This window comes from Paenibacillus campinasensis (genome assembly GCF_002272015.1).
GTDB classification, from domain to species: Bacteria; Bacillota; Bacilli; order Paenibacillales; family Paenibacillaceae; genus Paenibacillus_AQ; species Paenibacillus_AQ campinasensis.
Window position 1 is genome coordinate 1 of the sequence record NZ_NPBY01000048.1, and the last position, 19321, is coordinate 19321.

Here is a 19321-nt window from a genome sequence, read left to right on the forward strand (position 1 = left end):
GCTGGTCCGGCTGGATGAAGCGGGGCGGGAGCAGCTGCCCGCCGGCGTACATTTCATCTCCGGCCCGAGCCGCTCTGCCGATATCGAGAATGATCTTACCATCGGCGTTCATGGACCGGGCATTGTATATGCCATACTGGTGGATACGATAGAGCATTGACAGCCCGAAGGGGATTCCCCTTCGGGCCTTCTTACGCTTTCAGGCAGGTATACTTCATTAAGGCTTCGATTTAGGCTTTCGCCCTTCCGCTAGCCGGTCCCACTGCTCAGAAGAAAGCTCGGACAGCTCGTTGAATTGCCCGGCTCCCTGGAGCCATTCGCCGCCATCGATCGTGATCACTTCACCATTGATATACGCGGCATAATCGGAGATGAGATAGGCGGCCAGATTGGCGAGCTCCTCCTGACTACCAAAGCGCCCGAGCGGGATATGCTTCACCATGCTCTCCACCAGCTCAGCTGTCGGTGTCAGGCGGGAGGCTGCCCCTTCCGTCGGGAAAGAGCCGGGAGCGATGGCGACCTGGCGAATGCCATAGCGGGCCCATTCGACGGCCAGCGAACGGGTCAATGCCACCACTCCAGCCTTGGCTGCAGCGGAAGGCACGACATAAGCGGAACCGGTGGCGGCATAGGTGGTCACGATGTTCAGCATCGTCCCGCCGCGCCCTTGCTCGATCCATCGTTTCCCAACCTCCAGCGTCGCATAGAAGGTGCCGTGCAGCACGATATTCAGCACAGCATCCACTGCCCGCGGGGACAGGCGCTCCGTCGGGCTGATGAAATTGCCGGCTGCATTGTTGACCAGCACATCGATCCCGCCGTAATGCTGCTCTGCAGCTTCAACGAGCTCGCTGATTTGCGCGGGGTCACGGACGTCGCATATATCGTAGAACACCTCGCAGCCTTGCGCCCGCAGCGCATCTGCAGTTTCGGCCAGCACCTCCTTGCGCCGGCCGCATATGGCCAGTCTTGCGCCAAGCTGGGCAAATCGTTCCCCCATCGCCCGGCCGAGCCCGGTAGCCCCGCCGGTGATCAGAATGCTTTTGTCCTGCAGCAAATCCTCGCTGAAAGGTATCATTGTCCATCCTCTCCCATACGTTAATATGAACGGTCAAGCTTCTGATCCTTCGTCTTCTTTCGCGCAAAACATGCAAGCGTTTACTTTTTTTAGATTAACATGGATTGATATTCCAGTCACCCTATAGTTTGAGGGTTGTTTCAAGGACGGTGCTTCCGGTTAGGGTTTTAGTAAAGTTTGTTTAAAACGGAACCGACTCGTAAACGCTACAACCTATATCCCTAATGATTGTTTAATTACAGCAGGAGAGAGGGGCCCACAATGAATCTGAAGCTATTGACGGATCGGCTGCTTCTGAAAACGGTATACGGACCGGTATCACGGGAAATTACGAATCTGGATACGGATTCCCGCAATATTCGCCCTGGCGGGCTCTTCATCTGCATCCCCGGGTATCAGGTGGACGGGCATGATTATGCCGAGAACGCTATACATAACGGAGCGGCAGCCATCGTGGCCCAGCGGCCGATAGCTGTTCATCCGGGAGTTACGGTCATCCTCGTGCCGGATACGCGGCGGGTGCTGCCTATTTTGGCCAATGCCTTTTACGGCAATCCGTCTGGCAAACTGCGTCTGATCGGCATTACGGGGACGAACGGCAAGACAACAACGGCGCATATGGTTGAACATATCCTGAATGAGTCTGGCGTTCGTACAGGGATGGTCGGCACGCTGTATATGAGGTTTGGTGATGAAATGGAGAAGACCGTCAACACGACACCGGATGTGATCCAGCTCCAGCGCTATATGCACTCCGTTGCCGAGAAGGGCGGCGAGTGCGTCGTGCTGGAGGTTTCCTCCCACGGTCTTGATATGGGGCGGGTAAGAGGCTGCGACTTCCAGACGGTCGTGTTTACGAATCTGTCGCATGATCACCTCGATTTTCACCACACGATGGACAATTACCGCAACGCCAAAGAGCTGCTCTTCTCCCAGCTTGGAAACAGCGAACGCGACCTGATGAAAAAGGCGGTGCTGAATGCAGATGATGAAGCCTCCCGCTATTATGCGAAGCGCACCTCTGCGCAGCCCATTACTTACGGCATTTGGAACAGCGCTGATATCATGGCGGAAGCGATCCGCTCTACCCCGGCAGGCATGGCCTTCAAGCTGGTGACGCCCTGGGGGAGCCGGCCGGTTATGCTCCCGGTTCCGGGCGAGCATAACGTCTATAATGCGATGGCCGCTGCTGCTGCCTGCCTGGCTGACGGCGTTTCGCTGGATGCGGTTCACTCGGCTCTGGAGCGATTTCCCGGTGTTCCGGGACGATTTCAGGAGGTGGATACAGGCAAAAGCTTCGGGGTGGTGGTCGACTATGCCCATAATCCCGACGGCCTGAAGGCCGTACTGCAGTCGGCGCGGCAGATTACCCAAGGGAAGCTGATCTGCGTTCTTGGCTGCCGGGGGGAGAGGGACCGCCGGAAACGGCCGGTCATGGCCCGAATAGCCTGTGCATATTCCGATTATGTAATCTTCACTTCGGACAATGCCTACAATGAAGATCCCGAGCGAATTTTGGCCGAGATGATGAGCGGGCTGAACGAGCAGGCGTATCAGAATTGGCAGGTCATTCCAGATCGTAAAGAGGCGATCCGCCGGGCGGTTGAGCTGGCCGGGGACCACGACAGAGTCATCATTACCGGAAGAGGCCATGAGACGAGCCTTGTGAAAGGCAATGAGGTGGACGTGTTCACAGACGAGGAGGCTGTGATACACTCACTACAAAGCTTCCATAGCGGGGCTGAAATGTCATCTTCCGAGAAACCTTTTCATTAGAAAGGAGTGCATTGTAATGCCAAGTCGATTCCGCATGATAGGAGGACTCCTGCTGTCGGCAGCGCTGATCATCTCCGCCTGCGGTACGGAGGGTCCTTCACCTGCGCCAGGTCAGCGGGAATCCGGGGAGCAGCCGGTACCCGAGCAGCCCGCTCCGGCGCAGCCTGAGCCGTCGGGGGAGTACACCGTGCTGGCACAGAATCTGCGGACGCCCTGGGCGATGGATTTCCATGAGGAGACGGTCTATATCAGCGAGCGGGGAGGCCATGTCGTGGAGCTGCACGACGGGAATATGAAGCGGCTGCCTGTGCAGACGGCGCTGCCTGTAACCGAGGTCGGGGAAGGCGGATTTCTCGGGCTCGTGCTGTCACCCGATTATGGCGACACGAAGCAGGCTTACGCCTATCACACGTATGAGCAGGACGGCGCGATTCTGAACCGGGTGATTCTGCTTGAGCAGCAGGAGGAGCAGTGGGCTGAAGTGGATGCATTGATTGAACGCATTCCTGGGTCGCAGATCCACAATGGCGGAAGAATGGCGCTTGGGCCGGATAATCATCTGTACATCGCAACTGGGGATGCCGGTGACGGCGCATTGTCCCAGGATGAAGCGAATCTGGCCGGAAAAATACTGCGCATGTCATTATCCGGGGAAATCCCGGCCGATAATCCGCTGCCGGATTCTTACGTATATTCTTTAGGTCACCGGAACCCGCAGGGGCTAGCCTGGAACGCGGAGGGCGAACTGTTCAGCACCGAGCATGGCCCGTCCGGCAATCCTGGCGGCCATGATGAAATTAACCAGATCATGCCTGGCGCGAACTATGGCTGGCCGGATGTGATCGGTGATGAAGCGATGGAGGGAACGATTCCGCCTCTGTATCATACCGGGGAGACGGCGATTGCCCCCTCTGGCGCTGCTTTTGACGAGCAAGGCTTGCTGGTAGCCAGCTTGCGGGGGCAGACGCTGTACCGCTTCGATCCGGAGGGCGGCGAGCTTGAGGTCGTTCTCGATCAGGAAGGCCGTCTGCGGGATGTGAAGGTTCAGGACGGGCGTGTATATGTCCTAACGAACAATACAGACGGTCGAGGCGTGCCGAGGGAAGCGGATGACAGATTGCTGCTTCTGCCTTAACGAAGGTGGAGAGGGTGTCCGGAGCCGCCCGGCGCTCGGCTGCATGCCATCCCTTGCCCAAAGGCGCATACCGAAAAGCCCTGCCTATCGTATAGGCAGGGCTTATTCGTGGCATAACTGAAGTTATGCATGCTGGTTGGATTTTTGGCGAATGAGGTATGTGCATTTATTGTCGCCTTTGGCCAGACACTCGGTTCGGTCAACATCGGCGCCAAGCAGGCTCTGGAACAGCTCCAGCTCGCACCGGCACGCATGCTGGTACCGGTTGGCCACTTGGGAGATCGGACAATTGAGCTCCTCGATGACATATTCTTCATCGCTCAATTTCTTGTACTCGACCATATAACCGTTATCGTTCTGGATTTGGGCCAGAGCGGATACCCGTTCCTCCAGCTCTTCGCTGCTGACGGAATCGGCATATTTTTTGCGGAGTGAATCCTTTCGTTTATCGAACAGCAGCGAGATCATCTCGTCGCCGGCTTCCTGCTCCAGTTCAGTCAGAAGATCGAGGGCGAGCGCGTGATAGTTCCGGGGGAAGAAGTCCTCCGCTGCTTGTGTCAGGCTGTATAGGGAGACGGGTCTGCCCATCGGCTGCTTGACGATCCGGGCTTCGATATAGCCTTCGTTCTTCAGGCTCTCGAGATGCCGGCGCACCGCCATGCCTGTTATGCCCAGCCGTTCTGTAATATCCTTGGTGCTGAGCTCGCCGTCAACCTTCAACATTTGCATAATATATTCTCTTGTGCTGTAACCTGCTTCCCGTTCCATGTAATCACCACCTTCAATCTGGCTGAACAGATCCATATAGACGTATATAAGAACTGGTTCGTAAGTTTGTTTGTAGAGGAAGGCAATATCCTGTGCCATCTGCCACTTTGCATGAATTGATGAGACAAGCTGTCATAATCTAGCGCCTATTTATATATTGTAGTATAAAAACTGCTTCAGGGACAGAGGAAGCTGGAGGAATACCTGTTTAACCAACCGCTGGACATTCGATTATAGCGGAGAGAATGAGGGAGGGGTGATCAGATGTATGTGATCGGTGCGGCCTGCATTGATGAAAAGGCAGGAGAATGTGTGGATGTATGTCCGGTGGACTGTATCGAGGAAGGAGACGACCAGTTCTATATCGATACGGATATTTGCATATCTTGCGGAGCCTGTGAAGCCGCTTGTCCCGTTGCGGCGATTTTCTACTATGAAGAGTTGCCGGAAGACCAGAAACATTATTTCGACAAGGCGGTTCATTATTACAGCAGCAAGTAGCGATCGTTAGCCGCAAAGCGGAGATACAGGATAATGAGAGCAAAGAGACACGATGAGGACAGATGTCCATGAGTGAAAGAATCCTTCGTCTGATGATGGAGGATTCTTTTATTTTTTTGAGGGGGCGTTCCATACTGGGGTGGGTGTGTGCTTTTTATAACATGGTGAAAATAATTCAAATTGATGATGATAGGTATATGTTAAATTATAAAGCATCATTCCGAGTTGATCTGTCGATCAATGACAGTTTTAAAAACAACCGGGCTTCATTAAAGCGCTTCATTTGACAGATTGAAAAAATAGGCTGCAGTGAAGTGTCATCTATATTGACACTCTTTTGGAGGGGGCTTAGTATTAATGTCATTGGAGAATAAATAGAGAGAAAGCGACATGTTTTTTTTCCAAAGTAGTGATCGTTTCTATGGCTTGATGGGAGTGCAGATGATGTAAGGCTCTATGGACGAAATGAATTAGGGGATGTCATGATGAAGAAGCTTGATCAAGACGATATGAAGCGGCAAAACAGGTCAACGGTTTTCCAAATCATCAAGCAGCATCAGCCGATCTCCAGAGCAGCAATCGCCAAGCAGACAGGAATGAGCCCGACCACGGTAAGCCGAATTATTGCGGAATTTTCCGATGAAGGCTATGTGGTGGAGATGGAGGAGCAGGCGTCGGCCGGACGGGGAAGAAAGTCCACGCTCATCCGGCTACGCGAACATTCCGTGCTGTCGGTAGGGGTCCAGATTGATCGCGAATTCGGCATGCTGGGCATCGTCGATGTCCAGGGCAATGTCATGACAAGCACCAGCTTTGCCAGAGAACCGGGAGAAGCTGCCGAAACGACGGCCCGCCGCATCGGCGGGAAGCTGACGGAGCTTGTGGAGGCGAGCGGCTTGGACCGCTGCCGTCTCGTTGGCCTCGGAATCGGGGTTCCAGGCATCGTCAATGTGGAGGACGGCACGGTGCGGTTGTCAGTGCAGCTTGGCTGGAGAGAGGTCGGGCTTGCCGGGATGATCACCGAGACAACCGGTCTTCCGGTTGTCGTGGATAATGAGCTGAAGCTGAAGGGGCTGGCGGAGCAGCTGAGAGGCGCGGCGCAAGGATCGAGCCGGACCGTGCTGCTCGGATTTGGCCATGGCGTAGGCTCGGCCTTGATTCGCCGAGGGGAAATTTATCGCGGTGCCACGAACAGCGCGGGAGAGATCGCGCATATGATGATGAATCCGCAGGGGATGATGTGTGATTGTGGCAATGTAGGCTGCCTGCAGACGTTCATCACCATACCTTCGCTGCTGTCGGAAGCGCGAAAGATGGAGCCGATCGACACATTTGGAGAGCTGTTTGAGCAGTGGCAGAGCGGGAAGCGCTGGGCTTCTTTTTTGCTGGAACAGGCACTGGTTTATATGGCGATGACGGTGAACAATGTGGTCAGCATGTATAATCCGGATCGGGTGATCGTTAGCGGAGAGATGATTGATCCATATCCGGAAATTTATGAGGCTTTGGTTGATCTTTGCCGTACAAAATATATCTGGGAGCCCCTTCGCGGCACCTTTTCCATCTCGCGCTCCGATCTTGCTCGGCATGGCGTGCTGATTGGCTCGGGATTGGTCGCCCAGAATGTCTATTTTCAATTAAATTAAGCACAGTTAGCAGGAGGAATGCGACATGGGATTTGTTCCATTAGTAGAGGAGTATCGCGGTGAGGCGCTGGAAAATGTGCACTATGGCGCGATCAGTGTGGTTGATGAGAATGGAAAGGTGCTGTACGCTGCGGGCGATCCGCATCACCAGACATTTCTGAGATCGGCGGCGAAGCCGTTTCAAGCCATCCCGGTGCTGAAGAGACGGGTGGATGAATTGTACGGGTTGTCTGGCAAGGAGACCGCCTTGTTTGCGGCTTCCCACCGAGGTGAAACCTTCCATATTGAAGCGCTGGAGTCGATTCTGCGCAAGACGGGGATCGTGGAAGAGAATCTGTACTGCGGCCCTGCATATCCGCTTAATGAGGCGGCGCGGGCCGAGCGGCTTCGGGCTCACGAGTCGAAACGGCGCATCTTCCATAATTGCTCGGGCAAGCACAGCGGACTGATCGCATTGTGCAAGCACATGGGATGGGATGAAGAGACCTACTACATGCCGGATCATCCGCTGCAGAAGGAAATTGTGGCAACCCTGGCGGCCATAGCCGAGGTTCCCGAGTCGTCCATATCGCTCGGGGTGGATGGCTGCGGGCTGCCGATCTTCGCGATTCCGCTCGACAAAATTGCGTATGCTTATATGAAGCTGGCTTGTCCTGACCGGATTGAGGATGCGGAGACAGCGGCAGCGGCAGCAAAAATGGCCAGGCTGATGAACGAGTATCCAGATATGATTGCGGATACCCGCTTCGTATGCTCGGCTTTGCTTAAGGATCCGAATTTGACGGCCAAAGGCGGCGCAAAGGGGGTATACGGCATCGGTCTTCGCCGTGAGCGCATCGGGATTTCGCTCAAGGTGTCTGATGGATCAGAGCAGGTGTGGCCTTGTATCATCGGCTCCATTCTGGAGCGGCTCGGGTATGCCAACCAAGCGACGATCGACCGGCTGTACGAGGTTGTGCCTAACGAGATCTATAATGATGGGGGCACACTTGTCGGCTATCGCCGGCCTGTTTATGAATGGAATGCGAAATGATCACCGAGAAGGAGGACGCTCACGCAATGCGGATTACGATCGATGCCGGAAAGACGGTGGACACAGCAATTTATGCATTATACGAGGGGGATTCGCATCTTTTTCCCTTCAGTGAACTGAACAAGCGCCCCCATACCCTGACCTGGATTTATGCCCGTAACCCGGGGGAGCAGGACTGGCTGGCCGTCGGCATGGGGGAAGCCAGCCGTGCGACACGGGAACAGGTGCGCCGGACAGGCGCTGCCTGTGTCAGAGCGATGATGAAGGAGCAGCGTTCCGGCGCGGAGTTGATCCGATCCAGCTGCGGATCGGCACATGAAGGCAAAGGCTTGTCCCCGGAAGAGGAGCTGCAGGCATGGGCGGAAGGCTGGCTCTATGGATTGTATCGATTCACGAAGCATCGCGGACGGGAGGCGTATCAGCCGGAAGCAACCTTGAACTTGCGGCTGCAGGACTGGCCGGAACTGACAAGGGAGCAGATTCAAGACATCCTTCACAGGGCGGCCGTTCGGTCGGAGGGGACCCGGCTCGCGCGCGATCTCGTCAATGATTCGCCTGAGTTGCTGAACCCGGAAGCGTTTGTCGAGTTGGTATGCGGGCGCTGGAAGGAGCAGCCGGTGCAAATCCAGGTATACCGTGGCCAGGAACTGGCAGAGCGTCAGATGAACGGCCTGCTGGCCGTCGGGGCAGGCAGCAGGCATGAGCCGGCTTTAATCGAAATTACATACCGTCATGCACCCGATCCGGACGAGCTGCCGATCGCCCTTGTCGGCAAAGGGATTACGTTCGACATGGGCGGCATGAACGTCAAGACAGGGCGAGACATCAGTGATGCCCGCATGGACATGGGGGGTGCGGCGGCAGTAATCGGGGCGATGGATATATTGATATCCAGCCGCGCCCGGGTGAACGCCGTCGCCCTCATTGCCGTGGCAGACAATCTGCCAGGGCCGGATGCGATGCTCCCGTCTTCGGTCATCCGATATCCGAACGGCCTGACCGTCCAGGTGGCGAATACGGACGGAGAGGGGCGGCTCATCCTGGCTGATGCGCTGCTTCATGCCGCCGCAATGGGCGTTCGCAAAGTGATCGACATTGCAACGCTTACAGGCAATATCGGCACGGCGCTTGGACTTGAGCTTGCCGGCATATGGGGCGATGAAGAGATCACGCGTGATCTGGTTGAGATCGGGGAGCGCAACGGGGAACGGCTGTGGCCGATGCCGCTCGTGGAGGAATATGTGTCCGACCTGCGGAGCGATTATGCTGACCTGCGCAATGTCGGTGCCTCGCCGCTGGCCGGAGCGATTTCAGCGGCGCTGTTCATCCGCCATTTCGTGGATGAAGACATGCAGTGGGTTCATATCGATATGGCTGGAACCGTTCAGTACAAGCGGGAGTATCCTCACGCGGCGGCCGGGGCGACCGGATATGGTGCCCGGCTGCTGGCGGATTATGTACAGAAGCAGTTTCCGTCCCAAGTGAATCCTGCTTCGGATAGGAGGTGAGGAAGGGCATGCTGCTGGAAGTCATTGCGACCTGTGTCCAGGACGCGATCACCGCCGAACATAGTGGCGCAGACCGGCTGGAGCTGATCACCGCCTTTACCGAAGGAGGGCTGACTCCTGGGATCGGTATGGTTCAAGAGGTTGTTCGTGCGGTTCAGATTCCGGTTCATGTGATGGTTCGTCCACACAGCCGTTCTTTCATCTACGATGCGTGGGACATCGCGACGATGGTCGCTGAGATCAAGGCGATTCGCAGCACAGGTGCTGCCGGAATCGTGCTTGGCGCGCTGACGGAGGACGGGATGATTGACGAACGCGCACTGGAGCAGATGCTTGCTGCAAGCGGAAGTTTGCAGGTTACTTTTCATCGGGCGTTCGATGAGCTGAAGGATCAGATGTCGGGGCTGGAGGTGCTGAAACAGTACGCTCCGGTTACGCGCATTCTGACATCGGGCGGCAAGCCGAAAGCGTGTGATGCCGTTCCGAGAATTCACCAGCTGGTCGAAGCGGCGCAGGACAGCCATATCCGGATCTTGGCGGGCAGCGGCTTGAGCCGGGCGATGATCCGGGATTTTGTTGAGCAGACGGGCGTATCCGAGGTGCATTTCGGGACATCGGTTCGTTACGGGCAATCGGCGCTCGCGCCGATTCACCCTGAAGAGCTGCGACGGGTTGCAGCCGCGCTGCAGCAGCTGCGCGAGTCAGCGAAGTGAAGATCTGACTTCGCTGCACCCGGAAGAAGGACGGCAACAAGGCCATTCGAAGGTATCGAATGGCCTTTGTTCCATTGCAAATAATCTGAATTATGGGTATTCAGGACGGGGCGCTGCGCTGTGTAAGGATCGTTAGCAGGGTTAAGTTGATTCATTGGTTAGCCCGGTTAAAGGCCCTTTGAAAGGCGAAATTAAAAGGTTAGTTAAAAGTCAGTTGAATTTTTGTAAACAACAAGAAAGTTTCATAGAGTAACACAATTGTCATGTTTTTTAACCTTTATTAGGCGGCCGATGGGCTTCGTTTATAGTGGAATCGACACGATAAAACAATTGTCGGACAATTCCAAGGATATTATTGACATTATGCGGGCTTGTATACTATATTAGAGAAGGTTACAAAACGTTAATGAATTTTTGCCGAATTTCGTCTGCAGAAAACGGGGGAACCATTCCGGGTGAATTATTCCCATGCTTTGCATTGAAGGGAATATAGGGAGCCTTCTACCGAACCCTTAGCTAACTCCGTAGGCATCGAAGGGAGTATGTATCTTTTGAAGAAGTTGGTTATTTCTTTATTAGGGTCTGCGATTATTTTTTCTTCTGGTGCCATGACCGCATTTGCGAATGAACAGCCAAGCTTTCAACGCGAGGTCAAACAGCTGGTGGGTACTCCTTATAAGTGGGGTGGATCAACTCCTCAAGGGTTTGATTGCTCCGGATTCGTATTATACATATTTAGAAATTTCGATCTGAATTTGCCTCGTACATCTGAAGGCCAAGCCAAAGTCGGCGAGCATGTCGATAAAGATGATTTGCGTGTAGGAGACCTTGTCTTTTTCAACACAAGCGGTAAGGGGATCTCCCATGCAGGCGTTTATATCGGAGATGGACAATTTGTACATGCTTCCAGCAGCAAAGGGGTCAGAATCAGCAAACTGACCGAATCCTATTATCAGACCCGCTACGTAACGGCTCGGCGCGTGCTGGATCAGGAAAGTTATGCGAAGCTGGTGGGTGTGGCAAGCTAATTCGTCTACATATGAATTGTGACATAGAAGGACCGGCGAAGATATGTTAGCCGGTCCTTTCCTGTTGGCAGATTTCATAATCAAGAGGACAGGTTATAATAAGAAGCAGGAAGTGGAAGCAGAGAGCAACCATTGGGAAGAACAGCAGGGAGGGAGCGCATTGATCAAGTGGTGGAGGAAATGGATCAAAGGGGATGAAGCAGGGAAGACAAGCGAACCTGAGTCTAAGGAGGCTGGGGAAACGGCGCAGCCGGTAGGCGAGGCAATCGTCGAACTGCGGGGCCGCAATGTTCAGCGCAAGGTTGTACCGGTCACCGGCCTGACGATTCTGGAATTGGCAGAGAGGAATGAAGTGGATTGGAATTCCTTCTGCAAGCGGGGAACTTGTGCGCGTTGCCGTTGTCTAGTCATCGAGGGAGCCGAGCATTTATCTGAACCGAACCTGGCGGAGGAGCGCAGGCTTGATCCGGAGGAGATTGATGAAGGCTACCGGCTTGGGTGCCAGAGCAAGCTTGCCTCCACCGGTGCTGTGATCATTAAGCATGCACCTTATTTTTGAGCAGCGGTAGAACATGGGCTGAAGCAAGGGAGAAGCGGATGCGGCATCTGGTTCTCCCTTGCTGTTTTTGTTTATAGAAGCCGGGCCGATCATGGCAGAACTGCTGCATCAAACCGGAGCACCTCCAGCAGCACTGGGGTGCCGGCTTGCAGGAGGTCGCCTGGGGAGGAGATGGTGAGTGCGGTGCTTGTAACAGAATAGATGGCCGCCTCCTGAACGATTCCGTTGATGTATAACCGCGAGTACCCGCTGGGAGTCACGTCCATAATACTGGTGACCGGCGCTCCGCTATTGTCCGTGAATTGACCGGCATTGATCACGAGCGGCGGGTCCAGCGGAACCGGCGCTGCGGTGGTATAGAAGTACCGCTCCAGCATGGGCAAAACAACGATCTGAGGGATGAGGGCGGAGCCTGGTATTCCCTGAGGCCCTTGCGGACCTGGGGGTCCTGGCGGTCCTGGCGGTCCCTGAGGGCCTGGCAGTCCTGGAGGACCCAGCGCTCCGGGAGAACCCGGTCCGCCTGGCTGTCCTGGTGGTCCCGGCCAGCCGGCATCTCCCTGATTGCCGGGAGCACCGGGCTGACCGGGAGGACCGGATAGGCCTGGCATGCCTGCGGCTCCCGGAGGCCCGGCAGATCCGAGAGTTCTCCATTCTGTGCGGGAACGGCCTTGCCGGGGCCGTCTTCGGGAACAGAGGCGCCGTCTGCTTCGCTGCCCACGCTTCTTGATCTTGCAGCGGCGCAGGGATCTTGCTGCGGTCTTGCTAACGCATTGGCCCAGATAAATCACCTCCTCCTGTCTGTCTTTACGGTAACATATGCGCGGACCCCGCTATCGGAATAGACGTCCACATAGGCCGATGGAATATTGCCGAAAAACTTGCAATGAATGATAGAATCTAGTTTGTTGTCTGAATCCAAAGTCGGTGATCGAACATTTAATAAGATAGCAGCATCCTAAGCTGCTGATCGTGAACACGCATATTTCTGGATAGGGAAGGGGGAAACCGCATGCCTGTTATCAAACCCGTGATTACGGCGATTGCCAGCGAGCCGGTTGCTACCGGGGGTGAAATCACAACGACAGTAACACCTGCGGTTACGCGATTTTTTGCCGCTGTAGCGGCGGAAATGATCGGTGCTGATGCCACGACCATGCCGGCAGGGAGCTTCATTGATGATTCCGGGGCGCTCATTACGGAATTTCCGGCTTTGGCGGCGACAGACTATGTCAATGTGTATATTAATGGAATGCTGCAGCAAGCTTCACTCTTCACACTATCTACCACCGATTTAGTGCTGGATGCGATTGATGTGCCAGTCGGCGTTCCTGTTCTGATCGAGATTGGAAGTTTCGCAGGCACTTCTTCAACGATCACAGCCCAGCCTACAATTTCGGCGCCTACGATTACGATTATTAGCTGATGGCATGAGCAAGTTGTCCCTGGCGGTGCCAGGGACAACCCTTATCATAGAAGCCGAAGTCTAGGCCTGGAATACATACGGGAGAGCGATGCTTATTTTCAACGTATGCCGGGAAGGTTAAAGTTACAATACGACAGCAGGAAGGAGGGGAGACAGTGCCGCGCAATTTGGAATATGTGCCTTATGGTTATGAGCCGCCAGCAACCGGCAGCAAGGGGACTTTAATCTATTATGATCTGTTTGAGCCTGTGGAGCTACCTCTGCTTGAGGATGCTGTGAAGCTGATGCATAGAAGATCGTTCTCCAGACTGGTTCTGTATCCGCTGCATGAAGAGACGGCCAAACGGATGTTCAAGGGCAAAGTGAGACCTTTTTACAAGCGGGAGCGGGAATTGGAAGAATGGATGATGGACAAGGAAGGTCAAAGCATCGTGCTGGAGTCCTTTGAATCCAAACGGAGAAAATATACGCCGATGGATACAGCGCTTCGCCATCTTGTTGATAAGTACAACGGGCCGTATTTTGTGCTGTTGACTGGGGAAATGGCCAACGCCTTTGCGTCGTTCAGCTCGTTCGAGGATTGGATCGTGAAGCTGCGATTGATTCTGTTGTCGGAGCCGCAGTATGTGCATCCGCGGCTGGAGAAATATCGGCATCGGTGGGATTTGAGCGAGGATGAACGGGGATAAATCCGGATAAAAATTGAAAGGGACTGGCCCCTTGTGGGAACAGTCCTATTTATAAATCCGCAGGTAGAGCCGCAGGCTCTCACCGCCTTAGCTCCCCACACGGGTAAGTTTAAGTTTACTAATAATTTTGCGGACGCTTTCCCCTGACAGGTAGTAGGTCCGTTCCAATTCTTCGATTGTCCGTCCTTTACAGTAGGCGCGGTACATCTCCAAATTGCGTCGTTTAATGCGTTCTTTGGAACCGCTTAGTTCACCCCAGCCGGCTCTTTGCTCGCTTTGTTTCGGTATGTAGAGAAGTTCTCCGTCTATATACTGTTGAATTTGCTGCAGCAGCTCGGGGGGAAGCACTTCTCTTCCGTTTTTGTATTGGCCCATCGATACCCTCCTCTTTCTGTATCCAACTGCAAGTTATCGTTAGGTTTCAAAACAATTGCATTGATCATGCTTTCCCTCCTCCTTTCGTGAAATTTAAATGGGTTTCATTGCATTCTTCGTCATATTCGAGTTCACAGTCAAAAATATATAGGGAGCCCCGAGGGGCTCCCTGGTAACGGGTATTCGCTTACGCGAATACCACCTCGTGGATCTGAATCAATTCGTTCAGCCTCCTTTCCGCTCATTTCGTCGGCCCGACATGTATATTAAGCCATAGAATGATATGGAAAAGCAAGAGAGAAAACAATATTAATTGTTTTTTACCAGACCGGGGGTTCCTTAGTGATTCGGTTTATAAAAATCGGCTCCATGTCCGTTCATCGCATACAGCTACCCTATCAGGCTGCAAGTCTATTATAGCACCGAGAAGTCGCACTTGACCGCACTTGACGCTGGACGCCCTGAGAACAATGAGTTATTCAAAAGGGGAGCCCTAACCGGGCTCCCCTTGATGCGGCGTCCGCTTACGCGGAAACCACCTCGTTATTCTGAATCAATGCATTCAGCCTCCTTTCGAATCAACTTATCCGGCCGGATAAGTCTATTTAACCACAGACGGCTTACGGAGCCCAGTGAATAAACAAGCTTAATTGTTTTTTACCATTCGTATTAAACGTGCAAGAGTAATGAATAGAGCGTTACCCTGCCCCCAGGTTGACTGGACTTTACTCCGGAATGTACGGCAGATCAAGCTCGTTCGGCAAATTGATCACATGGGTCTCCGTGTAGGAGATAATGCCATCTATCCCGTATTCGCGGCCAACGCCGGACTGCTTGACACCGCCGAACGGGAAGCGCACATCCAGGCCCTGAACGGCAGCAGTGTTGATCATCGTGGTGCCTGCTTCAATGCGGCGGGCAACCTTGATCGCTTCTTCCTCCGGTCCCCACACGGAACTTGTAAGGCCGTAGATGCTTTCATTATGCAGTTCAATCACTTGCTCGATATCATCATAAACTAACAACGGCACCGTCGGGCCGAATTGCTCCTCGACCACGATGGGATCGCGGTAATCGCATCCGAGCACGAGTGTCGGCTGCAGGAAGTAGCCTTGCTCGAACAGCTCCGGATCGATAATTTCGCCGAGCTTAATAACTTCTGCGCCTTTATTCCTTGCGTCATCAACCAGTTTTTGTACATATTCCTTCTGGTTTTTGTTGTTGACGGGGCCGACGGTTGTATTCGGATTGAACGGTCCGCCGACCCGTATCCATTGATTGGCAGCTTCAACATATTTTTTAACAAAATCATCATAGATCGAGCGGTGTACATACATTCGTTTGGCAATCATGCAGATCTGCCCAGCTGTCAAAAAGTTGGAGATGACAATCCGTCGCATATCTTTCTTGTTGTTGACATCGAAGCCGGGGAGAATGATGGCGGCATCGTTTCCGCCCAGCTCCAGCGTCATCTTTTTGATTGTCTCTGAAGCAGCCTTCATAATATGCTTGGCGGTATTGGTGCCGCCGGTAAAGGCGATTTTGGCCACCTTCGGGTTGGACGTCAGCTCCACGCCGACATCGGCTTCGCCGTGGACAATGTTAATGACCCCCGGCGGAAATTCATGGGCAATTATCTCGACCACCTTAGTGACGGCCAGCGGAGCGAACGGGCTAGGCTTCAGCACGAGCGTGTTGCCAGCCAGCAGTGCTGGAGCGATCTTGATCGTGGATAAAGAGATCGGATAGTTCCAGGGAGAAATGGCAGAAACGACGCCGATCGGGTCATGGGTGATGATCGTTTTGCCTTTTTCATGCTCCTTGTATTCCTCTTGCGTTGCTTCCTTGACATTGTCGCAGGCGAATTCCATCCACATGATCGAGATGGCAAATTCACCCTCGGAATCGTACAGCGGTTTCCCATGCTCGAGCGACAGCAGCCGGGCCAGCTCGGGAGTTGCTTCCTTCAATTTGGCAATCGCTCGGCGCATCCGCGTGATGCGATCGTCCACAGATGTCCATTTCCAGGTTTTGAACGCTTCATAAGCGGCATCGATGGCTTGGGCAGCCTGCTCGCGTGTCGTGACAGGCGCATAGCATACAATTTCGTTAGGATTCGCAGGATTTTCGCGCGGGAACTGCTGTTCTGATTCCACCTTCTCACCGTTAATAATCGCATATACGGCAAGAGGCTGGTTCGTTTCCATCGTAGTCATCAGCCATAACCTCTCTTCTTTAATGAATCTGAGGGTTATTATGAGATGGGCTTGCGGGAAATATTCTTTGGCGTCTGTCCTTCGGATGAACAGAAGGAGAGCCTGCACGGATCTGAATTCATGGAATAGCACTTGCTCTGGAATGCTTTTCATCATTTACAATAACGTTGGGCACACTTAGCTGGGAGGCGAGAGAATTGACAAAAAGAATGATATTTTTCGATATTGACGGAACCTTGCTTGATCATGATAAACAGATCCCGCCAAGCACCCGGGATTCGATCCGGCGGCTGCAGGAGGCGGGGCATGATGTGGCGATTGCGACAGGGCGGGCTCCGAGCGGATTTGAAGATGTGCGAAGGGAGCTGGATATCGATACGTATGTCAGCTTGAATGGCCAATACGTTGTGTATAAGGGCAAACCGGTGTATCAAAATCCGATTTCACTCGACCAGCTGCAGAAGCTCACCGAGCTTGCAGCTTCCCATGACCATCCGCTGATCTATGCCGGAAGCGAGCAGATGCGAATGAGCGTTCCGCAGCATGTTCACATTGACTCCACATGGGGGGAGCTGAAGATGACGATACCGGCGTATGATCCGGAATACTATTTGAATGAGCCGATATATCAAGTCGTTCTGTTCTGTACCGAGGAAGAGGAAGAAATGTATATCCGGCAATTTCAGGATCAGATTGATTTTGTGCGCTGGGGGGATGTCGGAACGGATGCGCTGCCTTCTGGCGGGTCCAAGGCAGAGGGGATCAAACGGTTGATTACGGCCCTTGGTGTCCAGGCTGAAGATGTGGTCGCTTTCGGCGATTATTTAAACGATGTAGAAATGCTTGGCTATGTTGGTCATGGGGTGGCGATGGGCAATGCGCCGGATATTGTGAAGAAGGCGGCACGTTATGTTACCCGGGCCGTGGATGAGGATGGCATTCAGCATGGGCTTCAAATGCTCGGCTTGCTTGACGGGAAGCCGGAGCTAAAGCCGATAAGCTGATGACCGGCCAGCGTACTTCAGGGGGATGCAGCCATGCCATTCCTTGGGCATCCTGTTTGACGACTTGAACAGCTGCTTGATATGATAAGTAATCAACACGGTGCAATCCGGCTTCACGCCGAGGCGGTTGATCACTACAGAAGAGCAGGTGAATGCAAGGATGTCAGCACATCAGGGACCGGGAATACTTACCGATTGGCTGTCTTTAACGTATGTTCACACGATAATTAATCATGAGCTGGAAACGATGCTTCAGCGAGAGTTTGACATGTCGCTGAATGAGTTTTATGTGCTTCTGTTCCTGTCCGAAGCCCCGGAGAAGAAGCTGCGTCTGCAGCAGCTGCAGAGCATGGTAGGATTAAGCCAGAGCGCCATGTCGAGGCTGGTCAGCCGCTTCGAAGAGAAGGGCTGCGGCGCACTGGAGCGAAAAATATGCGACGATGACCGCCGGGGCGTGTACACCTCGCTGACCCCGATCGGAGAAGACAAGCTGAGTAAAGCGTCGGCAGCGGTCAACCTTGTGTTAGAGCGGGAACTGCTGGGCAATGACAAAATCATGCATGGACTGCAGGCGGTCATGAGCCGATTGAACAACAATCAGCCATAGACATCAACCGGCAGGTGCTCTAGAGCGCTTGTCCGAACGATTTACGCCTGCTGTCCGATCTTTTCTTGACTTGACGTCAACCAACAGGTCTGGTATTTTAAATGCATGCGCATGCATATAATTTGGATATAGAATAAGGAGATGTGACCATGGAGAACCTGTTTACTCCCTATACAATCAAAGGCCTGGAGCTGAAAAACCGGGTCGTTATGCCACCGATGTGTCAGTATTCCGTCACGAACAAGGACGGCATCGCCAACGACTGGCATTATGTTCACTACACCAGCCGCGCCATTGGCGGAGCCGGGCTTATCATTATAGAAATGACGGACGTAGAGCCGGACGGCCGGATTACCGACTATGATCTGGGCCTGTGGTCTGATGAGCAGGTTCCTGCGCTTGCCCGCATTGTGGATTCCATTCATGCGCACGGTGCCAAAGCGGCGATCCAGATCGCGCATGCGGGTCGGAAAGCGGAGGATGCCAGCACGCCGGTTGCGCCGTCGGCCATTGCTTTTGACGAGAACTCCAAGACGCCAAGAGCGCTCACAACCGAAGAGGTGCGCGAAATGGTTGAGAAATTCCGCCGCTCGGTTCGGCGCGCTGTTCAGGCGGGCTTTGACGCCATTGAACTGCACGGGGCCCACGGTTACCTGATTCACCAGTTCCATTCGCCGCTCACGAACCAGCGCACGGATGAATATGGTCAAGACCTTGCGCTGTTCGGCAAGCAGATCATCAAGGCAGCGAAGGAAGAAATGCCTGCGGACATGCCGCTTATTATGCGCATTTCTGCACAGGAATACGTTGCAGGCGGCTACGGCATCAAGGAAAGTCTGGCGCTGGCCAAAGAATATCAGCAAGCGGGCGTCGACATGTTCCATGTGAGCGCTGGAGGCGAAGGCCCGATTGCAGCGGAGGGCAAACCGGGCACTCATGTCGCTTACCAGGTTCCTCTGGCCAGACAGATCAAGGAAGGACTGCAGGTGCCGGTCATCGCGGTCGGGAGACTGGATGAGGCGGGACTGGCGAACGCCGTCATCGGTAACCGCGATGCCGATCTTGTTGCGGTCGGCAGAGGCATGCTCCGCAATCCGTACTGGACGCTGGAGGCGGCTGCACAGCTTCGCAAGGAAATCGATGTGCCGAAGCAGTACCTGCCAGGGTTCCCGAGAAGATAATTTCCTCATGTAGAATCGAATATGGATCCGATACAGAGCCTTTCCGGGATATCGCCGCAGCGCGGCGCCTTCTTCCCGGAG

The 19321-nt window shown here is 54.0% G+C and carries 20 protein-coding genes and 1 riboswitch; of the genes, 15 read left to right on the forward strand and 5 right to left on the reverse strand.

Going from position 1 to position 19321, the window contains the following annotated elements; translation table 11 throughout:
* Nucleotides 1–160 (forward strand): LUD domain-containing protein (locus CHH67_RS16360; RefSeq protein WP_179292148.1); only part of this gene is annotated, 160 nt, incomplete at its 5' end.
* A 57-nt stretch (nt 161–217) separates the two neighbouring features.
* On the opposite strand, the gene CHH67_RS16365 is transcribed toward CHH67_RS16360, so the two are convergent.
* The gene (locus tag CHH67_RS16365) at nt 218–1078 is read right to left on the reverse strand and encodes an SDR family oxidoreductase (protein ID WP_095266278.1); all 861 of its coding nucleotides are present in this window, start codon (nt 1076–1078) and stop codon (nt 218–220) included.
* A 261-nt stretch (nt 1079–1339) separates the two neighbouring features.
* Between CHH67_RS16365 and CHH67_RS16370 the strand changes: the two genes are divergently transcribed.
* Together CHH67_RS16370 and CHH67_RS16375 are read left to right on the forward strand one after the other, a co-directional pair.
* Entirely contained in the window at nt 1340–2854 is a 1515-nt protein-coding gene (locus CHH67_RS16370; RefSeq protein WP_095266279.1) for a UDP-N-acetylmuramoyl-L-alanyl-D-glutamate--2,6-diaminopimelate ligase, read from the forward strand.
* A gap of 34 nt (nt 2855–2888) precedes the next feature.
* A complete protein-coding gene (locus CHH67_RS16375) occupies nt 2889–3989 on the forward strand; it encodes a PQQ-dependent sugar dehydrogenase (RefSeq protein ID WP_095266311.1) in 1101 nt (366 codons plus the stop codon).
* Between the two features lie 123 nt (nt 3990–4112).
* Here CHH67_RS16375 and CHH67_RS16380 read toward each other — a convergent pair whose 3' ends face one another.
* Complete coding sequence (locus CHH67_RS16380) at nt 4113–4757, reverse strand: helix-turn-helix transcriptional regulator (protein WP_095266312.1); 645 nt, start codon at nt 4755–4757, stop codon at nt 4113–4115.
* A gap of 264 nt (nt 4758–5021) precedes the next feature.
* Between CHH67_RS16380 and CHH67_RS16385 the strand changes: the two genes are divergently transcribed.
* From CHH67_RS16385 to CHH67_RS16420, 7 genes are all read left to right on the forward strand, one after another.
* On the forward strand, nt 5022–5258 hold the full coding sequence (locus tag CHH67_RS16385) for a ferredoxin family protein (RefSeq protein WP_095266280.1): 237 nt from the start codon (nt 5022–5024) through the stop codon (nt 5256–5258).
* Nucleotides 5259–5740: 482 nt separating this feature from the next.
* A complete protein-coding gene (locus CHH67_RS16395) occupies nt 5741–6904 on the forward strand; it encodes an ROK family transcriptional regulator (protein ID WP_244908223.1) in 1164 nt (387 codons plus the stop codon).
* 25 nt (nt 6905–6929) lie between these two features.
* Complete coding sequence (locus tag CHH67_RS16400; protein ID WP_095266283.1) at nt 6930–7937, forward strand: asparaginase; 1008 nt, start codon at nt 6930–6932, stop codon at nt 7935–7937.
* A 26-nt stretch (nt 7938–7963) separates the two neighbouring features.
* Nucleotides 7964–9445, forward strand: a complete 1482-nt coding sequence (locus CHH67_RS16405) for a M17 family metallopeptidase (RefSeq protein WP_095266284.1) — start codon at nt 7964–7966, stop codon at nt 9443–9445.
* A gap of 8 nt (nt 9446–9453) precedes the next feature.
* Nucleotides 9454–10158: a copper homeostasis protein CutC gene (locus CHH67_RS16410; protein ID WP_095266285.1), complete on the forward strand. Its 705-nt coding sequence runs from the start codon at nt 9454–9456 to the stop codon at nt 10156–10158.
* Nucleotides 10159–10563: 405 nt separating this feature from the next.
* Nucleotides 10564–10704: riboswitch (cyclic di-AMP (ydaO/yuaA leader) on the forward strand.
* Between the two features lie 5 nt (nt 10705–10709).
* Entirely contained in the window at nt 10710–11186 is a 477-nt protein-coding gene (locus CHH67_RS16415) for a C40 family peptidase (RefSeq protein ID WP_095266286.1), read from the forward strand.
* A 64-nt stretch (nt 11187–11250) separates the two neighbouring features.
* Nucleotides 11251–11745 carry a 2Fe-2S iron-sulfur cluster-binding protein gene (locus CHH67_RS16420; protein ID WP_244908224.1) on the forward strand — a complete coding sequence of 165 codons (495 nt, stop codon included), beginning with the start codon at nt 11251–11253 and terminating at the stop codon, nt 11743–11745.
* 89 nt (nt 11746–11834) lie between these two features.
* Here CHH67_RS16420 and CHH67_RS27080 read toward each other — a convergent pair whose 3' ends face one another.
* Nucleotides 11835–12353, reverse strand: a complete 519-nt coding sequence (locus CHH67_RS27080) for a DUF4183 domain-containing protein (RefSeq protein WP_095266287.1) — start codon at nt 12351–12353, stop codon at nt 11835–11837.
* 401 nt (nt 12354–12754) lie between these two features.
* On the opposite strand from CHH67_RS27080, the gene CHH67_RS16430 reads away from it, so the two are divergent.
* Together CHH67_RS16430 and CHH67_RS16435 are read left to right on the forward strand one after the other, a co-directional pair.
* The gene (locus CHH67_RS16430; RefSeq protein ID WP_095266288.1) at nt 12755–13168 is read left to right on the forward strand and encodes a DUF4183 domain-containing protein; all 414 of its coding nucleotides are present in this window, start codon (nt 12755–12757) and stop codon (nt 13166–13168) included.
* Nucleotides 13169–13323: 155 nt separating this feature from the next.
* Nucleotides 13324–13857 carry a hypothetical protein gene (locus CHH67_RS16435; protein ID WP_095266289.1) on the forward strand — a complete coding sequence of 178 codons (534 nt, stop codon included), beginning with the start codon at nt 13324–13326 and terminating at the stop codon, nt 13855–13857.
* 87 nt (nt 13858–13944) lie between these two features.
* Here the strand turns inward: CHH67_RS16435 and CHH67_RS16440 are convergent, their stop codons facing one another.
* Both CHH67_RS16440 and CHH67_RS16445 read right to left on the reverse strand, forming a co-directional pair.
* A complete protein-coding gene (locus CHH67_RS16440) occupies nt 13945–14232 on the reverse strand; it encodes a CD3324 family protein (protein WP_095266290.1) in 288 nt (95 codons plus the stop codon).
* A gap of 725 nt (nt 14233–14957) precedes the next feature.
* Nucleotides 14958–16448: an aldehyde dehydrogenase family protein gene (locus CHH67_RS16445; RefSeq protein ID WP_095266314.1), complete on the reverse strand. Its 1491-nt coding sequence runs from the start codon at nt 16446–16448 to the stop codon at nt 14958–14960.
* Nucleotides 16449–16645: 197 nt separating this feature from the next.
* Between CHH67_RS16445 and CHH67_RS16450 the strand changes: the two genes are divergently transcribed.
* The 3 genes from CHH67_RS16450 to CHH67_RS16460 all read left to right on the forward strand — a co-directional run bounded on the left by CHH67_RS16450 (nt 16646) and on the right by CHH67_RS16460 (nt 19240).
* Nucleotides 16646–17452 (forward strand): Cof-type HAD-IIB family hydrolase, encoded by an 807-nt coding sequence (locus tag CHH67_RS16450; protein WP_095266291.1) that lies wholly within the window; start codon nt 16646–16648, stop codon nt 17450–17452.
* 160 nt (nt 17453–17612) lie between these two features.
* Nucleotides 17613–18059, forward strand: a complete 447-nt coding sequence (locus CHH67_RS16455) for a MarR family winged helix-turn-helix transcriptional regulator (RefSeq protein ID WP_095266292.1) — start codon at nt 17613–17615, stop codon at nt 18057–18059.
* Between the two features lie 149 nt (nt 18060–18208).
* Nucleotides 18209–19240 carry an NADH:flavin oxidoreductase/NADH oxidase gene (locus CHH67_RS16460; protein ID WP_095266293.1) on the forward strand — a complete coding sequence of 344 codons (1032 nt, stop codon included), beginning with the start codon at nt 18209–18211 and terminating at the stop codon, nt 19238–19240.
* Nucleotides 19241–19321 lie beyond the last annotated feature (81 nt).